This window comes from Actinoplanes sp. CA-131856 (assembly GCF_050956135.1).
Taxonomy (GTDB): domain Bacteria; phylum Actinomycetota; class Actinomycetes; order Mycobacteriales; family Micromonosporaceae; genus Actinoplanes.
The window spans coordinates 3,184,161-3,202,633 of record NZ_CP191849.1; the positions used below are offsets into that span (position 1 = coordinate 3,184,161).

Sequence of the window (18,473 nt, forward strand, 5' to 3'; positions counted from 1 at the left end):
GCCGCTTCCCCGGCGGGCTCGGAGGCCTCTCCGTACACGACTACCGCTCGACAGCGCTTGCCGGCTTCTCGACCTGAGAGGTGTCGCCGTCGCCGGGCGGCCGTTCCACCGGGAAGAAGAAGCCTTTGACCGCGGGCGCGAGAGCTCCGACGCGGTTCATCTTCTTGGGGACCGCCCGCCCGTCGTACGGCAGAGGAACCGCGGAAAGTGGTTGATGCACCTCGACGAAGCCTCCGTCCGGGCGCCGGCGAATGATGCCGGTCTCGATGCCGTGCGCGAGCACCTCACGGTCGTGCTGCTGCAGGCCGAGGCAGATCCGTACGGTGATGAAGTAAGCGAGCGCCGGACCGAGCACCAAGGCGACGCGGCCGCCCCAGATGATCGCGTTCATGCTGATGTGGAACTTGTCCGCGATGATGTCGTTGACACCGGACCCCCCAGGCGACGAGGTAGAAGGTCAACGCCATCGCGCCCACGCCGGTGCGGTGCGGTGCGTCCCGCGGCCGCTCGAGCAGGTTGTGCCACGAGTTGTCGCGCCGCAGGCGCCGTTCGATGTACGGATACGCGGCGGTCACGGTCAGCATCCCGCCGAAGATGACCACACCCGGCCAGAACACCGGCGGGATCGAGTATCCGTCGCCGATCGGAATGGTGATCTGCCACGACGGGAAGATGCGAAGCAGTCCATCGAGGAACATCACGTACCAGTCGGGCTGGCTCGACGAGGCCGCATCGCTGCCGGACGACGGGCCGTACAACCAAACGGGGTTGATCTGCAGCAGACCCGCGATGAGGGCCACCACGCCGAACACGACGAAGAAAAGGCCGCCCCGCTTCAGCAGAGCCCGGGGAAAGAATCGCTCGCCGACGACGTTCTCCTCGGTCCGCAGAGGCCCCGGGAACTGGGCCGGCCGTTGTCTGAGGGAAAGCAGCGCGGACAGTGCGGCGACGGCCAGTACGACCGCGGGCAGCAGCAACGAGTGCAGGACGTTGAGGCGATCGATGATGACGGTGCCGGGATATTCGCCGCCGAACAGCGACGCGGAAATCCATGTGCCGACCACCGGGATCGAGAGCATGACGCCGTCCGCGATCCGCAGGCCGGTGCCGGAGAGCCCGTCATCGGGCAGACCGTAGCCGCTCCACCCCTCGAGGAACCCGAGCACGAACAGAATGACGCCGATGACCCAGTTCACTTCCCGGGGCCGGCGGAACGCTCCGGTGAAGAATTTGCGGACCATGACGAGAATCAGCGAGGCCATGAACAGCAGGGCCGCCCAGTGGTGCATCTGCCGGACGAAGAGTCCCCCACGCACTTCGAACGAAATGTCGAGGACGCTTTCGTACGCCCGCGAAACGTCAGTGCCGCGCAGTGCCGCATACGACCCGTCGTAGGTCACCTGTTGCATCGACGGTTCGAAGAAGACGGTCAGGAAGACCCCGGTGATCAAGAGTACGACGAACGAGAAGATCGCAATCTCGCCCAGCAGAAATGACCAGTGATCCGGGAACACCCTGTTCATCAGCGACCGTAGCGGGGTCGCGACCTTGTATCTCTTGTCGGCCTCGGCCGCCACCGCTGCAACCAGGGCCGGCCGGCGCTGCTCCTCTTTCATCGCCATGGCGTGATGACGTGGCGGCACACTCAGGCGTGACATCGGAATGCGTCATCGTCGGGTAAGTCACACCCCGTGTTTGCCCGCGGTCGGCGCCTCAATCTCGGCGTCAGCGCAAGCAGGCCCACGGTCAGCAGGAATTCGACGAAGAGGGCGCCGTTGACCCAGGCCACGTCGAACATGTATTGCCAGATTCCGACCGACAACTCCACGACGATCAACATCATTATTCCGATACGCAGCCATCGGCGGATGCTCATTCTGTGAAGACAGCACCGGGCCGCTCTATGTGACTAGGTGTGAGCCGCGTCGCCTTTGTTGGGCGACCGAATGACGCGTCACATTTCCGGCCGCCATCCCGTCTTCTCCATCGTGAAGCCGTCGAAGCAACCCGTTCTCATCACGAGCGCGTCCCGAAGTCAGGAAGAGCTTCTCCATGGCCGGCACAAACGCTACCTACTGATGATGAGCGTGCGCGCGGGCCTTCTCGTCGTAGGCACCGTCGTGGTCAGCGCGCACCCGCCCCTGATGTGGATCTGGCTGGTGCTGTGCGTCGCGGGCATGGTGCTTCTTCCCTGGATCGCCGTCCTCCTCGCGAATGACCGGCCGGCCCGGTCGAAAGCTGAGCGCGCCGCGGTCCCGAGCGTCACCAGGCGCCTTCATGAGATCGCACCACAGCGGCCGGTGGCGTGACCTATCGAGTGGGTGGCTGCGAATCTCGCGGATCGCCGTCGAGTTACGCCCGTGCGACGTCCTCTTCTGCCGCTGTCCGCGCGTACCGCCGCCCGTTCAGGGCGTCGCTTCTTGGTCGTCGTAGACGTCACCACCGGCGGAGATGGCGAGATCAGCGGCGCGCGTCGTTACTCTTTGCCGCGTTCTGCCAAGGTCGACGCCGGCGGTGGAGTTCGCTGCCGTGCACGTGGGTTTCGTCGGGTGGCGGTCCGCTGATCGCCGCTCCGCAGTCGGCACCGTCGCTGGGGCCGCCACGTCGACCAGCCAGTTCCCGCACGGGGCTCCGTGCTTCGGCGCGGAGGGGAAGCCATGTGATCCGACTTACGCACGATTCTCATCCCGTCCGGGTTCGACGAGGATGGCGGGGTGGAGCTGCTGGGACGGCGCCAGGAATGCGCCGCGATCGATCGGATGATCGCTGCCGTTCGCAGTGGCGAGAGCCGCGTCCTGGCCCTGCACGGCGGGGCCGGCGTCGGCAAGACCGTCCTGCTCGACTATGCCCGCCGGCGGCCGGGTGGGCTGCGGGTTCTGCGGGCGGCCGGCGTCGAGTCGGAGATGGAGCTGGCCTTCGCCGCCCTGCACCAGCTCTGCGGGCCGCTGCTCGACCTGCTGCCCCGGCTGCCCGGCGTGCAGCGCCGCGCCCTCGAGACCGTGCTCGGGCTGCGCAGTGGCAGTCCACCGGACCGGTTTCTGGTCGGCCTGGCCGTGCTCGGTCTGCTCTCCGAGGCGTCCGAGGACACGCCGCTGCTGTGTCTCGTCGACGACGCGCAATGGCTCGACCGGGCCTCGGCCCAGACGCTCAGCTTCGTCGCCCGGCGGCTGCTGGCCGAGTCGGTGGCCCTGCTTTTCGCCAGCCGTGAGCGGGAGCCGGCGCTGATCGGCCTGCCCGAGCTGGAGATCACCGGGCTGCGCGACGACGACGCCCACGCCCTGCTCAGCTCGCTGACCCATGCCGGGCTCGACCGGTCGATCCGCGACCGGATCGTGGCCGAGACCCGCGGCAACCCGCTCGCGCTGGTCGAGCTGCCGCGCGGGCTGTCGCTGACCGAGATCGCCGGCGGCCTGGGCCTGCTGCGGGCCGGCGCCTCGCTGCCCGGCCACATCGAGCAGAGCTTCCTCAACCGGATCGACGGGTTCTCCGGGCCGACCCGCACGCTGTTGCTGATCGCGGCGGCCGAGCCCCTCGGCGACCCGGTGCTGGTGTGGGCGGCGGCCGAGCGGCTCGGCATCGATCCCGCGGTGGCGCTGGCCGAGGGCACCGACGGGCTGCTCTCCATCGACGAGCGGGTGGCCTTCCGGCATCCGCTGGTGCGCTCGGCCGTCTATCAGGCGGGCGAGCCGAAACAGCGCCGGGCCGTGCATCTGGCCCTGGCCGAGGTCACCGACGAGACCACCGACCCCGACCGCCGGGCCTGGCATCGGGCGGCGGCCGCCGCCGGACCCGACGAGGAGGTGGCGGCCGAGCTGGAGCGGTCGGCCGGACGGGCCCAGGCCCGTGGCGGGCTGGCCGCCGCGGCGGCGTTCCTCCAGCGCTCGGTGCGGCTCACCCTCGACCCGGGGCAGCGCGTCCGGCGGGCCCTGGCCGCGGCCGAGGCCACCCTGCAGGCGGGTGACCTCGAGGCCGCGGGCCGCTTCGCCGATCTGGCCCGGCGTGACGCGGGCGACGACGAGTTCCCGCGGGCGCGGGCCGAGCTGATCCGCGGGCACATCGCGTTCTCGGCCGGCCGCACCGGCGAGGCGCCCGGTGCCCTGCTCGCCGCGGCTCAGCGGCTGGAGCCGTACGACATGGACCTGGCCCGTGAGACCTATCTTTTGGCCTGGGGTGCGGCGCTGATGGCGGGCGACCGCGCGACGCTGGAGGCGACCGCCCGGTCGACCGCCGCGATGCCACCGCGCGAGGGCGGCCCGCGCGCGCTCGACCTTGTCCTCGACGGCTACGCCGAGCTGCTGGTGGGCCGCCGCTCCGAGGCGGTGCGGCTGCTGCGCCGGGCCACGCCCCTGGTGATCGGCCTGCCGCTGGCCGACGCCCTGCTGTGGGGCTGGGTGGCCAACGCCGTGCCGCCGTCGATCTGGGACGACGCCGCCATGCGCGAGCTCTCCGACCGTCAGGTCGAGGTCGTCCGGGCCGGCGGCGCGCTCGCGCACCTGCCGTTCGACCTGACCGCGGCCGGCATGGCGACCTCCTTCACCGGCGACCTCGACCGGGCGGCCGCGCTGGCCACCGAGGCCGAGGCGGTGGCGAGCGCGCTGGGCCTGCCCATTTCCCCATTCGTACGCCTGCGCCTGACCGCCCTGCGCGGCCGCGAACCGCAGGCGTCGGCGCTGCTGGCCCAGACGGTGGCCCGGGCCGAGGCGAAGGGCGAGGCGCTGGGCGTGGCCATCTCCCAGTGGTCGTCGGCCGTGCTGAACAACGGTCTGGGCCGCTTCGCCGAGGCGATGGCGGCGGCCCGGGTCGCCTCCGGCATCTCGGTGATCTGGGTGGCCGAGTGGGCGCTGCCCGAGCTGATCGAGGCGGCGGCCCGGGCCGGCGAGCTCGAGGTGGCCCAGGAGGCGTTGGACCGCCTGACCGAGATCACCGGCCCGTGCGACACGGACTGGGGGCAGGGAACGCTGGCCCGCTGCCGGGCACTTCTGAGCGACGAGGCTCCAGCCCTTTTCCGTACGGCGATCGAGCGCCTCGGGCGCACCGGCCTGCGGGCCGAGCTGGCGCGGGCCGAGCTGCTCTACGGCGAATGGCTGCGCGCCGGCGGCCGGCCGGCCGAGGCCCGCGAACACCTGCGGACCGCACACGAGATGTTCGCCGGGATGGGCCTGGAGGCGTTCGCCGAACGCGCCCGCCGGGAACTGCTCGGCACGGGCGAGGCGGTCCGCCGGCGTACAGCCGAGGTCGTGGTCCATGACGAGCTCACCGCGCAGGAGAGGCAGATCGCGGTGCTGGCCCGCGACGGCTTCTCCAACCCGGAGGTGGGGGAGCGCCTGTTCCTGAGCCCTCGAACGGTCGAGTGGCACTTGCGCAAGGTCTTCACGAAGCTCGGCGTGACGTCACGCCGCCAGCTCCGGGAGGCCCTGCCCCGTGATCCGGCGAGTTCGCCCGGGCCGTGAGAGCCGCGGCCCGGGCGAACACTTGTCACGGACGGCGGGCGCGCCTGCGCGTGAAGGAGAAGCCGACCAGACCGGCGATCGCGGCCAGGATGCCGCCGCCGACCGTCCACACCCAGCGCGATGAGAACTCGGGAACGAGGTCCGACGCCCACGACGAATCGTCGGGGGCGGCAGAGGCGGACGGCGCCGGGGTGGGCGTGTCTGTCATGACCGTGCCGGGCTGGTTGACCGGGTTCAGCGGGGCGGCCAGTGTGCCCTGGTCCGCTCCCGTGTCGCCCTTCTCGGCGGTCAGCGTCAGGTCCACCTTCACCGGCAGGCCCAGGTCCTGTTCGGGCAGTGCCGTCGAGGAGAGGCGCACGTAGTACGTACCCGGGAGAGGGTCCTGATCCGACGGCTCGGCCCACGAGCGTACCTGCCGCAACTTGCAGCCCAGGGCGACCTCGGTGGCGTCCTTGGTGACGACCGGGCTCTGCTCGCCGGCCACGCACGGCTGGCGGCGGCGCAGACCGTCGAAGACCTCGATCGTCCACGCCTGATAGCCGTGCCGGTCGGCCGCCGGCGGCAGGGTGACCTTGGCGTTCAGGTCGGGCTGCTGGCCGGCCGTGGCCGGGAACGACCAGTAGAGGTAGTCGCCCGTGACCGCCGCGACCTGGGCCGGGCGGGTGGTGTCGATCGGGGTCGCCGTCAGATAGGACGTGCCCGCGCTTCCCGCGCCGGTCGGCGCCAGCAGCAGGGCGGCCAGGAAAATGGACATCAGTTCTCCCTCCAGGTGGCGACCCACCAGCGGGTCAGCCAGCCGGCCAGGACGCCGGCGATGAGTCCGGCCACGGCCAGGACCAGCAGGAGCAGCCAGCCGCGGCCGAGTCCCGGCGCGTCCGGGGCGGTCGAGGCGGCCACCGTGTCGATGCTGAGCTCGAGCGGCATGCCGGGGGCGGCGGCCGAGGTGGCCGACGCGAACGAGTTGCTGACGATCACGCAGACGTCCGTCGGCTCGGGGGCGGACCAGCGCAGGCCGGCCGAGATGACGTCGGCCCGCCCGCTCGCGGCGTCCAGACCCCGGACCAGCTCACGCCCGTTTGTGGTCACTGCTTTCAGCAGTACGCCGTAATCCCGGTTCACCGGGCGGTCCAGAGCCACACTGACCGAGGCCCGCAGCTCCTGGTCGGCCTGCAGGGACACTCGGTAGTAGCGGTGCTCGCCGATCCGCTCCCGGTCGCTGAAGACGCCGGGGGAGAGCACGGGCGCCTTGTCGCACGACGCGGTGCCGGTGACCACCGCGGGCGTCACCGGCGGCGGCAGCGCGGCCCGGTCGACCAGCTGCTGCACCCGGTCGGTCAGCTCCTGCTCGCTCTGGGCCGACGCGTACGTGCCGCCGGTCGCCGTGGAGATGCAGACCAGCTGTTTGCGGGTCTTCTCGTCCGGGGTGAGGCCGAGGGTGTCGACCACCAGCTTGGTGCCCTGGGCGGCCAGCTCGCGGGCCACCGTGCACGGGTCGGGCGGGGTGCAGGTGTCCTCGCCGTCGGTGATCAGCACGATGCGCCGGGCGCCCTCGCCGGCGCCGAGGTCCTTCGCGGCGGCCCGCAGGGCCAGGCCGATCGGGGTATATCCGGTGGGCTTGAGCGCGGCGATGGCCGCCTTGGCCACCGTCGTGTCGACCGGGCCGACCGGGACGATCTGCTGGGTGTCGAGGCAGCCCTTCCGCTTGTCGTCGCCCGGATAGGTGGCGCCGAGCACCCGGATGCCGAGCTGGGTGGTCTCCGGCAGCGCGTCGACGACCTGGCCGAAGGCCCGTTTGGCGACCGCGATCCTCGTCTGGCCGTCGATGTCCTTGGCGCGCATGGAGCCGCTGACGTCGAGGACCAGCTCCACCTGGGGCGCCACCTCGGTCTCGTCGGCCCGGGCCGGGGTGGCCCCCAGAACCCATGATGTGGCGATCAACCCGACTAATACCAATATGGACAGTCTTTTATGGATCACGCGGCAAGATCATAAAGCGTGTCCACACCGGCCCGGCGCCGGGGTGTTCCGCCCTCACCGAAAACGTTTCGGTGCTCGGCGCGAAACGACCCGTTGACATGAAAGAAACACGCTGACACGATCCCGAAAAGGTTTTCGTAATCCGCGCCGGAAGGACAGCTGGATGGCACCGGTCAACCGTCGTCAGTTCCTGCAAGTCTCAACGCTCAGCACCGCCGCCTTCGCCGGCCTGGAGTTCTCGTCGGCGTCCGTGCCCGCGCTCGCCGCTACGGAGGGCCCCGGCGCGACCGCCCCGGTTCGGCCGTTCCCGCTCGGCGACGTGCGCCTCGGCGCCGGTCTGCTCCAGGAGAAACGTGACCGCACCAAGGCCTGGCTGCGCGCCTTCGACGAGCGCCGCTTCGTGGTGCTCTTCAACAACCAGGCCGGCCGCCCCAACCCGGCCGGCGTCGCGGTGCCCGGCGGCTGGGAGGACGGCGGCCTGCTCAGCGGACACTGGGCCGGCCACTACCTGACCGCGCTCGCGCAGGCGTACGCCGACCAGGGCGAGGCCGTCTACAAGACCAAGCTGGACTGGATGGTCGGCGAGCTGGCCGCCTGCCAGGCCGCCATCACGGCCCGGATGGAGACCGGCGGCGGCGGGGGAGAGGAGCCGGCGGCCGCCATCGGCCGGGTGCCGGGCCGGATCGGCACCGGGCTGCGGCTCAACGGCGGCACCCCGGCGCAGTACTGCACGCTGCCCCAGGAGGCGATCAACCAGCTCACCGACTTCACCATCGCCACCTGGATCAACCTCGGCTCCACCGCGAGCTGGACCCGCCTGTTCGACTTCGGTCAGTCCACCGCGATCAACATGTTCCTGACCCCGCGGGCCGGGGTCACCGGCAACGTCCCGCGCTTCGCCATCACGGTCGGCGGTTCCGGCGGCGAGCAGCAGATCAACGGCACCACCGCGCTGCCGGTCGGCCAGTGGGTGCACGTCGCGGTGACCCTGGCCGGCCGGGTCGGCACGCTGTACGTCAACGGGCAGCCGGCCGGCACCAACACGAACATGACGCTGAACCCGTCAAACCTCGGCAACCCGGGCAACCGGTGGATCGGCCGGTCGCAGTACGGCGACCCGTTCCTGGACGCCACCATCGACGAGTTCCACATCTTCGACCGGGCGCTCACTCAGGCCGAGCTGACGGCCCTGCAGACCGCGACCACCGGCGGCGGGAACATCGCCTGGTACCGGTTCGAGGAGGACGGCGGCACGGCGCTCAAGGACTCCTCGCCCAACGGCCGCGACGCCGGCGTGGTGGCCGCCTCGACCGAGGGCCCGGCCGACTGGGTGCCCACCTTCCCGGGCTATCTGGGCGCCATCCCCGAGGACGCGGTGCTGCGCCTCGGCCCGCCGCGCTGGGCCGTCTACGGCGGCAACGCGCAGACCAACACGTGGGCGCCCTGGTACACCCAGCACAAGATCATGCGGGGCCTGCTCGACGCGTACTACAACGCCGGCAACGCCCAGGCCCTCGACGTGGTCACCAAGATGGCCGACTGGGCTCATCTCGCGCTGACCGTGGGCGACAAGAACCACCCCGACTACGAGGGCCCGCTCACCCGCGACGACCTCAACTACATGTGGGACCTCTACATCGGCGGCGAATTCGGCGGCGCCAACGAGGTCTTCCCCGAGATCGCCGCGCTCACCGGCGACGACAAGCACCTCGAGACGGCCAAGGCCTTCGACAATCGCGAATCGCTGTTCGGCGCCACCGTCGAGAACCGCGACATCCTCGTGGTCACCCCGCAGAACCGTCCCGGCCGCCGCCGTCCCGAACGGTTGCACGCCAACACCCACGTGCCGCAGTTCATCGGCTATCTGCGCGTCTTCGAGCAGGGCGGCGGTCAGGACTACTTCACGGCGGCCAAGAATTTCTACGGCATGGTGGTGCCGCACCGGACGTTCGCCCACGGCGGCGCCGGGGGCAATTACCCGGGCTCGAACAACAACCTCGAGCTTTTCCAGAACCGCGGGAACATCGCCAACACGGTGCCCACCAGCGGCGCCGAGACCTGCACGACGTACAACCTCATGAAGTTGGCCCGTAATCTCTTCCTGCACGAGCACGATCCGGCCTATCTGGACTATTACGAGCGCGGCCTCTACAACATGATCCTCGGGTCGCGGGCCGACACCACGTCGACCAGCGACCCGCAGGTCACCTATTTCCAGCCGGTCGGATCGGGCACGGTCCGCAGTTACGGAAACACGGGCACCTGTTGCGGCGGAACGGGCCTGGAGAACCACACGAAATATCAGGAGACTGTCTACTTCAAATCGGCCGACGGCGGCACGCTCTGGGTCAACCTCTACGTCCCGTCCACCCTCACGTGGGATTTCAAAGTCAAACAAGAGACCGCATTCCCTCGTACGGATCGGACGCGGCTCACCATCGACGGAACCGGCCCGCTGACGCTCAAACTGCGCGTTCCGGCGTGGGCCAAACGTGGTTTCACGGTCGCGGTGAACGGCGTTCGTCAGAACATTCAAGCCATTCCCGGTTCGTACGCCACGGTGAGCCGCACCTGGAAGCCCGGCGACGTCGTCGACATCACGATGCCGTTCAGCGTCCGGATCGAGCGGGCCCTCGACCGCCCCGACACCCAGGCGATCTTCTGGGGCCCGATCCTGCTTCAGATCATGGGCACGGGCACGCAGTGGCGCGAGCTCACCCTCTACCGCCACCTGAAGCGTGACGGCGACTACGGCCGGGCCGCGATCACGGCCGGCGCGGTGACGGCGACCGGCGACCCGACGTTCACCACGGGCGGCTACTCGCTGCGCCCGTACTACATCAGCGACAACCAAGCGGCGTCCTCGTACTTCCGCCGCGTCGAGCCGTCGGTCGTCTTCGGCTCGATCGACACCGGCGTCCCCAACCGCAAGCGGAACGACGGCCTGCCCAACTACGACGTGCCGGTCACCGGCGTCACGTCACCCGGCACCGACGGCCCGACCTTCCTGGACCTGGTCTGGGACAAGGCACCCTTCGCGACACACGCCCAATTCGTAGCGACCGTCACCCAGACCGCCGACGCGTTCGTGGCGGCCGGCGTCTTCACCGCGGCCGAGCGCACCACGATCGTGGCCCGCGCGACCGCCGCCGACCGGGAGCTGTCACCGGGCGCCGCCCTCAGCGTCGACGTGCAGGCCCGCACCCAGCGCATCGGCACCACGGTCTATGTGGCGGTGACCGCCCGCAACACCGACAGCGTTCCGCTGACCATCGAACTGACCACCGCGTACGGCTCGAAGACAGTAGCCGCGGTCGCCCCCGGTCAGTCCGCCTATCAGTCCTTCAACACCCGCTCGGCGGCGGTCCCGTCCGGCACGGCCACGGTGAAGGCCACCGGCACGGTCAGCGGAACCGAGGTGACAGCTTCGTTCGAGGCCACCTATAGCTGAGGCAATATCATCGGGCGATGCTGGACATCACCGAGGACCCGAACGAGGAATGGCACACGGCCGGCCCCGTCGAGATTCCCCTGCTCGGCGGGCCACCGGTCGCCATCGTCCTCGACGGTTACGGCGACGACGAGGCGCCGGCCGACTTCCACGAGGCGGTGCGCGCGTTCCTGGCCCTGGACCGCTCGGTGCTGGAGGCGGCCGCCCCGGCCATCTTCGCCTATTACCGCGACGTGGCCGAGACCACCGACGACGTCGATGTCGAGATCGCCGGCCCGGACGACGTCCTCGACCACATCACGCTGGGCCGCGAGCCCACGGTCTCCCGCGACACGTACACCGACCGCCGCGTGTACGTGTCCCTGGAATGCGAGTGCGCCTGGGAACCCGAACACGGCCTCCAGTTGGTCTTCCGCGAGGGCCGCACGATCACCAAAGTGGGCCCGTACGACGGCCACCTGACCAACGCCTCCGCCTACGGCGACCCGTCACTGACCGACGTCGTCTACCGCTGAGTCGCCTTTCCGACTCAGCGGGCCGGCCATCGGCCCCCCTGCGATCCGGGCCCGCCCTACGCTGATCTCAGCCGGGCGCGATTTACGGCTTTCGCCCGATTCGACTTCTCGCAGGAGTTCCCATGGATCTGATCGAACGGCCGCCGGTTCAAGACGCTCACATGTTGCAGGATGCGCTCTGCTGCGAGGTCGCCGAGGAGGAGCCGGACGACTTCAACACGATGTTCCCCGAGCTGGATCCCTTCGCCCTCTGCACCGACACGAACATCCACAACGTCCGCCTGCTCGGCGCCCGCGACGGGCTGATGGACGCGAAAGATCCCCGGATCACGGTCACCAACCCGATCGACGCCAACCCGATCCGCAACCCCGACAACCCGAATCCGGACATGACCGTCGGGTTCACCTTTCTCGGGCAGTTCATCGACCACGACCTGACCTTCGATCCGATGCCGATCCGGTGCGGGCAGACGAAGAGCCCGAACCTGCGCAGCCGCTTCTTCGATCTGGACAGCGTCTACGGGCGGGGGCCGGACAAGGACCGTCATCTGTACGACCGCGCGTCCGAGCTGGACCGGGCGGCGCCGATCAAGTTCCTCATCGACTTCGACGCGCCCCGCGACCTGCCGCGGACCAGCCAGCAACGGGCCATCATCGCCGATCCGCGCAACGACGAGAACGTCATCATCTCGCAGCTGCACCTGGCCTTCCTGCGCTTCCACAACGAGGTCACCGATCACCTGGCCGTCACCCGCGCGGCCGACCTGGCCCTTCTCGACCCCATGGAACGGCCGGGCAAGCTGTTCGAGTGGGCCCAGTGCTCGGTCCGGCGGCACTACCAGTGGATCGTGGTCAACCAGTTCCTGGCCGCCACCCTCGACCCGGTCGTCTTCGCCGCCGTCGAGAGCAACGGCCCGAAGGTCTACCGGGACGAGATGACCGAGAAGATCCCGCGCGAGTTCCAGGTCGCCGCCTACCGGTTCGGGCACAGCCAGATCCGGCCCGGCTACATGCTCAACGCCGGCTTCGGGGCGCCGATCTTCGACCGCCGGGTCGACGCGCGTGAGGGCGACCCGAACGACCTCCGCGGCGGGCGGCGGGCGCCGCGCCGGTTCGTCGAGTGGGACAACTTCTTCGACTTCGGCACCAAGGAGATCAAGCAGGACAGCGGCGCCGTGGTCGACAAGGTCAAACGGAACAAGCGCATCGACCCGTACCTCTCCTCGCCTCTTTTCGACCTGCCGGTCGGTCCCGGGCTGGTCGGGCCGGACGACGATCTCAGATCGCTGGCCGGCCGCAACCTCGAACGGCACCTCCAGCACGGCCTCGCCTCCGGCCAGGAGATCGCCCGGCGGTTCCACTACACCCCGCTCACGCCGGCCGAGACGGCCGAGCTGCACCCGCTGGGTTTCCGCGACAGCACCCCGCTCTGGTACTACGTGCTCAAGGAGGCGCTGATCCAGCATCACGGTCAGCGGCTCGGCCAGGTCGGCAGCCGCATCGTGGCCGAGGTGTTCTTCGGATTGCTGAAGGCCGACCCGCAGTCGTACCGGAACGTGCCCGGCTGGACCCCCGACCTGCCGCGCCGCGACGGCACCCGCGGTGGGCCGTTCACGATGACCGATCTGCTCACGTTCGCGGGGGTTGCGTGAGCTGCCAGCCGTGATCTACTCGGTTGATGTTGCCTTGGAGTCACGAGCTGTCCGGCCGGTTGCATCGGGAGACGATCGACTCGGCGCTGCTGCGGGGAAACCCGTTGGGCGATCCGCACGAGCGGCCGCTGTGGGTCTATACGCCACCCGGCTATGAAGCGGGATCGTCGCGCTATCCGGCCATCTACGTGATTCAGGGCTACAGCGGGCACGTCGCCATGTGGGCCAACCGTACGCCGTTCCGGCAGCCGTTCATCGAGACCGCCGACCAGGTGTTCGCCCGGGGTGAGGCGCCCGGGTGCATTCTGGTTTACGTGGACGCCTGGACGGCGTACGGCGGATCGCAGTTCGTCGATTCGGTGGGCACCGGGGCGTACCACTCCTATCTTTGCGATGAAGTTGTTCCCTGGGTCGACGGGCGCTTCCGGACGATCGCGGCGCCCGGGTCCCGCGCCATCAGCGGCAAGTCGTCCGGTGGCTTCGGGGCGATGATCACCCCGATGTTGCGGCCCGACCTTTTCGGCGCGCTGGCCACCCACGCGGGGGACGCGCTGTACGAGTACTGCTATCTCAACGAGTTCGCCAAAGCGACCCGGGCGCTGCGCGACTACGACCACGACATTCAGCAATGGTGGTCCGATTTCCGCGGCCGCATCGCCTTCACCGCCGAGCACGACACCCTGCTGACGCTGATCCTCGGCTGTGCGGCCGCTTTCTCGCCGGCCGAGGACGGCACCCCGCAGCTGCCGTTCGACTCGCGCACCGGGCAGCTCATTCCGGCGCTGTGGGAGAAGTGGCTGGCCTGGGACCCGATCCGGATGATCGACCGCTATGCCGACGCCCTGCGCTCGCAGAAAGCCATCTGGATCGACGCCGGCACCCGCGACGAATGGTTCCTCGATCTGGGCGCCGAGGCGTTCCGGGCCGGGCTGGAGCGCATCGGCGTCCCGGCCGACCGCATCCATTTCGAGCTGTTCCCCGCCGGTCACGGCGGCATCGACTACCGCTATCCGCAGGCCGTGTCCTGGCTCGCCCACCGCCTGTCATCAGCGGATGACTGAGACGGACGAGCTGGTCGACGCCCTGGCCCAGCTTTCGTTCGCCGTGACGGCCGTCCTGACCGCCGGCCTGTCGGAAAGCCCCGCCGCCGTTCGTGGAGCAGGTGACGACCGAACGAGAAGGGAACTGCCATGACCGCCAGTTACACCTGGGACGTCTTCTCCACGCTCGACGGCTACGGCTCGTACGCCGAGGGTGCCGATTGGGGCGGCTACTGGAGCAAGCAGGGTCCGGAGCTGCTCGCGCGCCGGGCGGCGATCTTCGATACGGAGCAGCGGATGGTCTACGGTGCGACCACCTTCCGCGAGATGGCGCAGATCATGTCGTCGGGCATCGACCCGAACGCGCTCGACGAGTGGAACGTGCGCACGATGCGGGCGCCGGCCACGGTGATCTCGTCGACGCTGACCGACACGCTCGGCTGGCCCGACGCGACCATCGCGAGCGGTGACGCCGTGGACATCGTGCGCCGGCTCAAGAAGGAGTCGGACGTGCCGCTGCGCTCGCAGGCCAGCCTGTCGCTGAACTGGGCGCTGATGGCCGCCGGCCTGGTCGACCGCCTCCAGGTGACGATCTTCCCGGTGGTCTCGGGCCGCACCGGCACCAGCCCGATCCTCGGTGGCGCGGGCGACTTCGACCTCGAGCTGCTGGAGAGCCGGACCCTCGACGGCCACACGCTCGAACTCGTCTACCGCCCCACTGCCCACTAGCCGTCCATAGTGGTCAGCGGCATTGGCTGACGCCTTCTACCATCGCGGCGTGTCGGTGAAACCGGGAGTAGCGCTGGGATCCCTTGTCCTCGTCTTCATCACGATGGTGGCGCTGGGGGTCGTGTTCGTGTCCCACCGCGGCGAGCCGGGGGAACAGGTGGTCGCGTACGACGAGGCCGGGAAGTCATTGCCCGTTCTGGAGGCGCTGGCCCAGGAGCACGTCACTTTTCTGCGGGTGCAGGACTGGTGCCGGGCCTACGCGGACGGCCGGGAACAGCGGGCGAACGATCTTGGCGCCTCCTGCACGTTCGGGAACGGCTACGCGCTGTTCGACGACGCTTCGAAGAAACGGTTCGAGGGGCTGCGCGACAAGCTCGACGACCTTCCGTACGACGTGAATTGGCTGACCATCGAGTACGGCTCCGACGGCGGGCTGCGCAAGGCGGACCTGTCGATCGACACCGTCAATCCGTTCAAGCGCGATTCGCTGACGTACGACCCCGGCTACACGCTGCCCGAGAAGATGCCGAAAGACGTCGCGGCCTACCGGATCGACGACGACTGGTACTACACGTGGGAGGACTGGAACTAGGCCGGTTTCAAGGGGCCGGCACCGTACGGACTCCGGGCCGTTCCGGCCGTGCCTCTTGGCGCAAACCTTCGCAAGGTACGCCTGTGGGATGACCCCGCCGATGGTTTCCCGCCGATCAATACCGCGAACGCGGTACGCGGATTACCGCCACGGGCCGACGACACCGAGCCGCGCGGCGACCAGAATTCTTGTCATGATCCCGTCCTGGTCCGTGGCCCTCGCGGTGGTGTTGTGCCTGCTCTCGGCGGTGGCTTACGCCTTCGGGGCGAGGATCCAGCATCAGGTGGCCGACAAGCCCGTACGAGCCCTGCTCCGCACCCGCCGTTGGTGGCTGGCGATGGCCGGCAACGGCGCCGGAGCCGTACTGCATGTCATAGCTCTTCGATACGGCCCGCTGACCCTCGTCCAGGCCCTCGGCGTGCTCACGCTGGTCGCGGCCGCGCTCATCGGCCGGCGCCGGATCACCCGCACCGAACTGGCCGGCACGGCGCTGACCACTGTCGCGCTCACCATCGCGCTCACCTTCGTCGGCTCGTCGAGCCAGGCCTTGACCGCCCGCGAGGCGGTGGCCGTTACCCTGGCCGCGGTCGCGATCATGGCCTGGGCCGCGACCCGTACCCACCTGCCCGCCCTGGCGTCCGCCGCCGTCGGCGGCGTGGCCTTCGGAGTGGCGTCGGCGATCACCCAGACGACCCTGCTGAACCTGACCGGCCGGCCGCTCGGTGTGGCCGCGATCGCCCTGCTCAACGCCGCCGCCATCTGGTTCACCCAGCGCTCCTACCGGGCCGGCCTGGCCGCCCCGCTGGCCACCGGCACTGTGGCCAACCCGGCCGCGGCCGCCCTGATCGGCGTCCTCCTGCTGGACCAGACCTTCCACGGCGGCACCGCCGGAGTCTTCGTCCTGGTCGTGTGTGCCGCCGCCGTGACGGCCGGCGTCTGGTTGCTGGCCCGCGCCCAGGACACGACGCTCGAGCCCCGCCCGGAGCCGGCCGCGCTCGCCCACACCTGAATCATGGAGCCATGGACGATCGCGCAACCTTCGACCGCTTCTGCCGTACGGTCTACGTCGCGGCCCGGTCCGGCAAGGTGACCTGCACGGACGCGTTCGACCTGTCCGCCGCCGCACTGGAGACGAACCCGGCCGACCCGGACGCCGCCGAACTGGCGTCGTTGAGCCTGGAGTGCGCGGATCCGTCTCGCCCCCGCATGGCCGAGCTCGCCCTGGCAGTGCTCGCCGCCGTCGATTTCGAGCCGGGCTTCACGGAGGAGCCGCAGTGGCTGACGCGCCTGGAGGACGCCATGCGGGCGGTGAACCGGGACGTGGCCACGACCGGCTTGGCCCACACTTGCCACCTGCGCGTCCACCCGGACGAGCCGGGCCTCACCGGAAACGCGTACGCCCAGACCTGGGACGGCGAGACCGGAACAGCACAGGGCGTCTTCCCCCATTCAGGCGCCAACCAGGTGTCCGCGCTGGTGGCGGTAGCCGAGGACACACAGGACGCGGTGATGCACTCGCTGTGGTCGGCCTGGCCGGTATGCCCCACCCACGAGCGGGGCGTCCACGCCCGATCCCACGACAAGGCAGCCGTGTGGTGGTGCTCCGCCGACAACGGCCATGCCGTCGCGGCAATCGGCGAATGGCCGGCTCGCTGAGCCTCTTACAGTCCCGCTTTCTTGACCCCGTAGGCGGCCTGCTTGGCGGTGAAACCCTCGAACTTGAGCTGCTTGATCAGCCCGGAGCGCGAGAACGAGGAATAGGACAGATAGTCCTCCGCTTTCTTGGCGGCCTGTTCGTTCCAGTTGGCCTTTTGCGCGTCCACGCCGAAGGTGGCGTCCTTGGTTGAAAAGCCTTCGAACTTCAGCTGCTTGATCAAGCCAGAGCGGGAGAAGGCGGAGTACGACAGGTAGTCGGACGCCTTCTCGACGGCATTCTCCTGCGAGACGGTCAGCTCTTTGGTCGGCTCGGCAGTCGGCTCGGCCACGGGCTGGGTGGTGGCCGGCGCCGGCGCCGGCGAGGTCGTGGCCGCGGCCGGCTCGGTGGTGGGCTCGGCCGCGGAGCCCAGGCTGCCCTTGTATTCGCCGCACAGGGTGGTGTCCCAGAGCGCCGGGTCATAGGCCCGGGCCCCGGTGGTCATGTCGATGCAGCCCTGGACTTTTTCGAGCGCTTCCAGATTCGGCTGACCAGTGGCGGTGGTGGTCACTACCGCGACCGGCGCCGACGCCGGGGCCTCATTTCCTCCGCCGGCGGCGACGCCGATGACCACCAGACCGGCGAGGACACCGCCGCCGACGAGAGCGGCCTTTTTGCCCCGGCTCATTCTCTTGGCCGGAGCGGGGGCGATGTATTCAGGAATGGACATGACAATTCTCCTCGGCTTCCGCCCTTTATCCAGGCCATCAGGCTAAATGTCGCCGGTGCCGGGGTGATCCGTCAGTCGTACATGGACGGTGACTTCACGACCGGTTCACCGAAGACCTTTCAGCGATTCGGCAAGCCGTTGGGACGACCCCGTCTGTGCGCCCCAGCCATGGCTTATCGGTCCTCCATCGATGTCGGAGGCTTTCAGCGATCTGCGGCCCGCCATGTGGCGACCGCGCGGGCGCCGGTCTGGTTCTGCTGTGGTGGCAGGTCAGGCGCCTGCGCCGCGTACGGTGCTACCCGCCGGGATATTCAGCGTGGATGTCGCCGTCGAACAAGCGGTGGCAGAAGGCGTTCATGCGGGCGGCGGCCGGGGCGTGCCGGGCCAGGATCTCCGCGACGGGTGAGGGCACAACCGAGGGGATGTCGCCGCTCGCGCAGCGGCGCACGTAACTGTCTCGGGCGGTGGGCGGCCCCGAAGAAGGCACCGGGATGCCGCACGCCGTCGTGACCAGCCAGTTCGTCAGGCGCATGGACATGTAGTCGGCGTCGTGGCCGGCGTTGCGCGTGACGAACTCGCGCTCCGCGTCCGACAGGTCGAAGCGGGGTGACCGGCACCCCGGTCGATGTCCAGCACTGAGCAGGCGCCGCCCACGCCGACCGGGCCGGCGGGGGCCGGTCGGAGGAGCGCCGACAACTCGTCGT

At 69.6% G+C, this 18,473-nt stretch carries 16 protein-coding genes and 1 pseudogene; 11 read left to right on the plus strand and 6 right to left on the minus strand.

The annotated features are described in order from the left end of the window. Window positions 1-40 precede the first annotated feature (40 nt). Both qcrB and ACQP2X_RS14970 read right to left on the minus strand, forming a co-directional pair. Window positions 41-1,616 (minus strand): annotated as a pseudogene (gene qcrB / locus ACQP2X_RS14965) (cytochrome bc1 complex cytochrome b subunit). Between the two features lie 29 nt (window positions 1,617-1,645). Then, window positions 1,646-1,840 (minus strand): hypothetical protein, encoded by a 195-nt coding sequence (locus tag ACQP2X_RS14970; protein ID WP_498697368.1) that lies wholly within the window; start codon window positions 1,838-1,840, stop codon window positions 1,646-1,648. Between the two features lie 106 nt (window positions 1,841-1,946). Between ACQP2X_RS14970 and ACQP2X_RS14975 the strand changes: the two genes are divergently transcribed. Both ACQP2X_RS14975 and ACQP2X_RS14980 read left to right on the plus strand, forming a co-directional pair. Further along, entirely contained in the window at window positions 1,947-2,309 is a 363-nt protein-coding gene (locus ACQP2X_RS14975; protein WP_498697369.1) for a DUF3099 domain-containing protein, read from the plus strand. Between the two features lie 405 nt (window positions 2,310-2,714). After that, window positions 2,715-5,450, plus strand: a complete 2,736-nt coding sequence (locus ACQP2X_RS14980) for a helix-turn-helix transcriptional regulator (RefSeq protein ID WP_498697371.1) — start codon at window positions 2,715-2,717, stop codon at window positions 5,448-5,450. Window positions 5,451-5,475: 25 nt separating this feature from the next. Here ACQP2X_RS14980 and ACQP2X_RS14985 read toward each other — a convergent pair whose 3' ends face one another. Both ACQP2X_RS14985 and ACQP2X_RS14990 read right to left on the minus strand, forming a co-directional pair. After that, the gene (locus tag ACQP2X_RS14985; RefSeq protein WP_498697373.1) at window positions 5,476-6,204 is read right to left on the minus strand and encodes a peptidase; all 729 of its coding nucleotides are present in this window, start codon (window positions 6,202-6,204) and stop codon (window positions 5,476-5,478) included. Next, window positions 6,204-7,427: a VWA domain-containing protein gene (locus ACQP2X_RS14990; protein WP_498697375.1), complete on the minus strand. Its 1,224-nt coding sequence runs from the start codon at window positions 7,425-7,427 to the stop codon at window positions 6,204-6,206. Before ACQP2X_RS14990 ends, ACQP2X_RS14985 begins: the two co-directional genes overlap by 1 nt. Window positions 7,428-7,590: 163 nt before the next feature. On the opposite strand from ACQP2X_RS14990, the gene ACQP2X_RS14995 reads away from it, so the two are divergent. The 9 genes from ACQP2X_RS14995 to ACQP2X_RS15035 all read left to right on the plus strand — a co-directional run bounded on the left by ACQP2X_RS14995 (window position 7,591) and on the right by ACQP2X_RS15035 (window position 17,062). After that, complete coding sequence (locus ACQP2X_RS14995; RefSeq protein ID WP_498697377.1) at window positions 7,591-10,878, plus strand: beta-L-arabinofuranosidase domain-containing protein; 3,288 nt, start codon at window positions 7,591-7,593, stop codon at window positions 10,876-10,878. A 17-nt stretch (window positions 10,879-10,895) separates the two neighbouring features. Next, complete coding sequence (locus ACQP2X_RS15000; protein ID WP_498697379.1) at window positions 10,896-11,393, plus strand: DUF6985 domain-containing protein; 498 nt, start codon at window positions 10,896-10,898, stop codon at window positions 11,391-11,393. A gap of 122 nt (window positions 11,394-11,515) precedes the next feature. Further along, a complete protein-coding gene (locus tag ACQP2X_RS15005; protein ID WP_498697381.1) occupies window positions 11,516-13,045 on the plus strand; it encodes a peroxidase family protein in 1,530 nt (509 codons plus the stop codon). A gap of 26 nt (window positions 13,046-13,071) precedes the next feature. Continuing rightward, the gene (locus ACQP2X_RS15010) at window positions 13,072-14,106 is read left to right on the plus strand and encodes an alpha/beta hydrolase (protein WP_498697382.1); all 1,035 of its coding nucleotides are present in this window, start codon (window positions 13,072-13,074) and stop codon (window positions 14,104-14,106) included. Then, window positions 14,099-14,239 (plus strand): hypothetical protein, encoded by a 141-nt coding sequence (locus tag ACQP2X_RS15015; RefSeq protein ID WP_498697384.1) that lies wholly within the window; start codon window positions 14,099-14,101, stop codon window positions 14,237-14,239. Before ACQP2X_RS15010 ends, ACQP2X_RS15015 begins: the two co-directional genes overlap by 8 nt. Beyond that, window positions 14,236-14,814, plus strand: a complete 579-nt coding sequence (locus ACQP2X_RS15020) for a dihydrofolate reductase family protein (RefSeq protein WP_498697385.1) — start codon at window positions 14,236-14,238, stop codon at window positions 14,812-14,814. The genes ACQP2X_RS15015 and ACQP2X_RS15020 overlap by 4 nt, the downstream gene beginning before the upstream one ends. Before the next feature lie 49 nt (window positions 14,815-14,863). Next, window positions 14,864-15,406 carry a hypothetical protein gene (locus ACQP2X_RS15025; RefSeq protein WP_498697387.1) on the plus strand — a complete coding sequence of 181 codons (543 nt, stop codon included), beginning with the start codon at window positions 14,864-14,866 and terminating at the stop codon, window positions 15,404-15,406. Between the two features lie 193 nt (window positions 15,407-15,599). Beyond that, the gene (locus tag ACQP2X_RS15030) at window positions 15,600-16,415 is read left to right on the plus strand and encodes a DMT family transporter (RefSeq protein WP_498697388.1); all 816 of its coding nucleotides are present in this window, start codon (window positions 15,600-15,602) and stop codon (window positions 16,413-16,415) included. 11 nt (window positions 16,416-16,426) lie between these two features. Continuing rightward, on the plus strand, window positions 16,427-17,062 hold the full coding sequence (locus ACQP2X_RS15035) for a hypothetical protein (RefSeq protein WP_498697389.1): 636 nt from the start codon (window positions 16,427-16,429) through the stop codon (window positions 17,060-17,062). 5 nt (window positions 17,063-17,067) lie between these two features. On the opposite strand, the gene ACQP2X_RS15040 is transcribed toward ACQP2X_RS15035, so the two are convergent. Next, a complete protein-coding gene (locus ACQP2X_RS15040; RefSeq protein ID WP_498697390.1) occupies window positions 17,068-17,769 on the minus strand; it encodes an Ltp family lipoprotein in 702 nt (233 codons plus the stop codon). Between the two features lie 295 nt (window positions 17,770-18,064). After that, window positions 18,065-18,307 (minus strand): hypothetical protein, encoded by a 243-nt coding sequence (locus ACQP2X_RS15045; RefSeq protein WP_498697392.1) that lies wholly within the window; start codon window positions 18,305-18,307, stop codon window positions 18,065-18,067. Window positions 18,308-18,473: the final 166 nt, after the last annotated feature.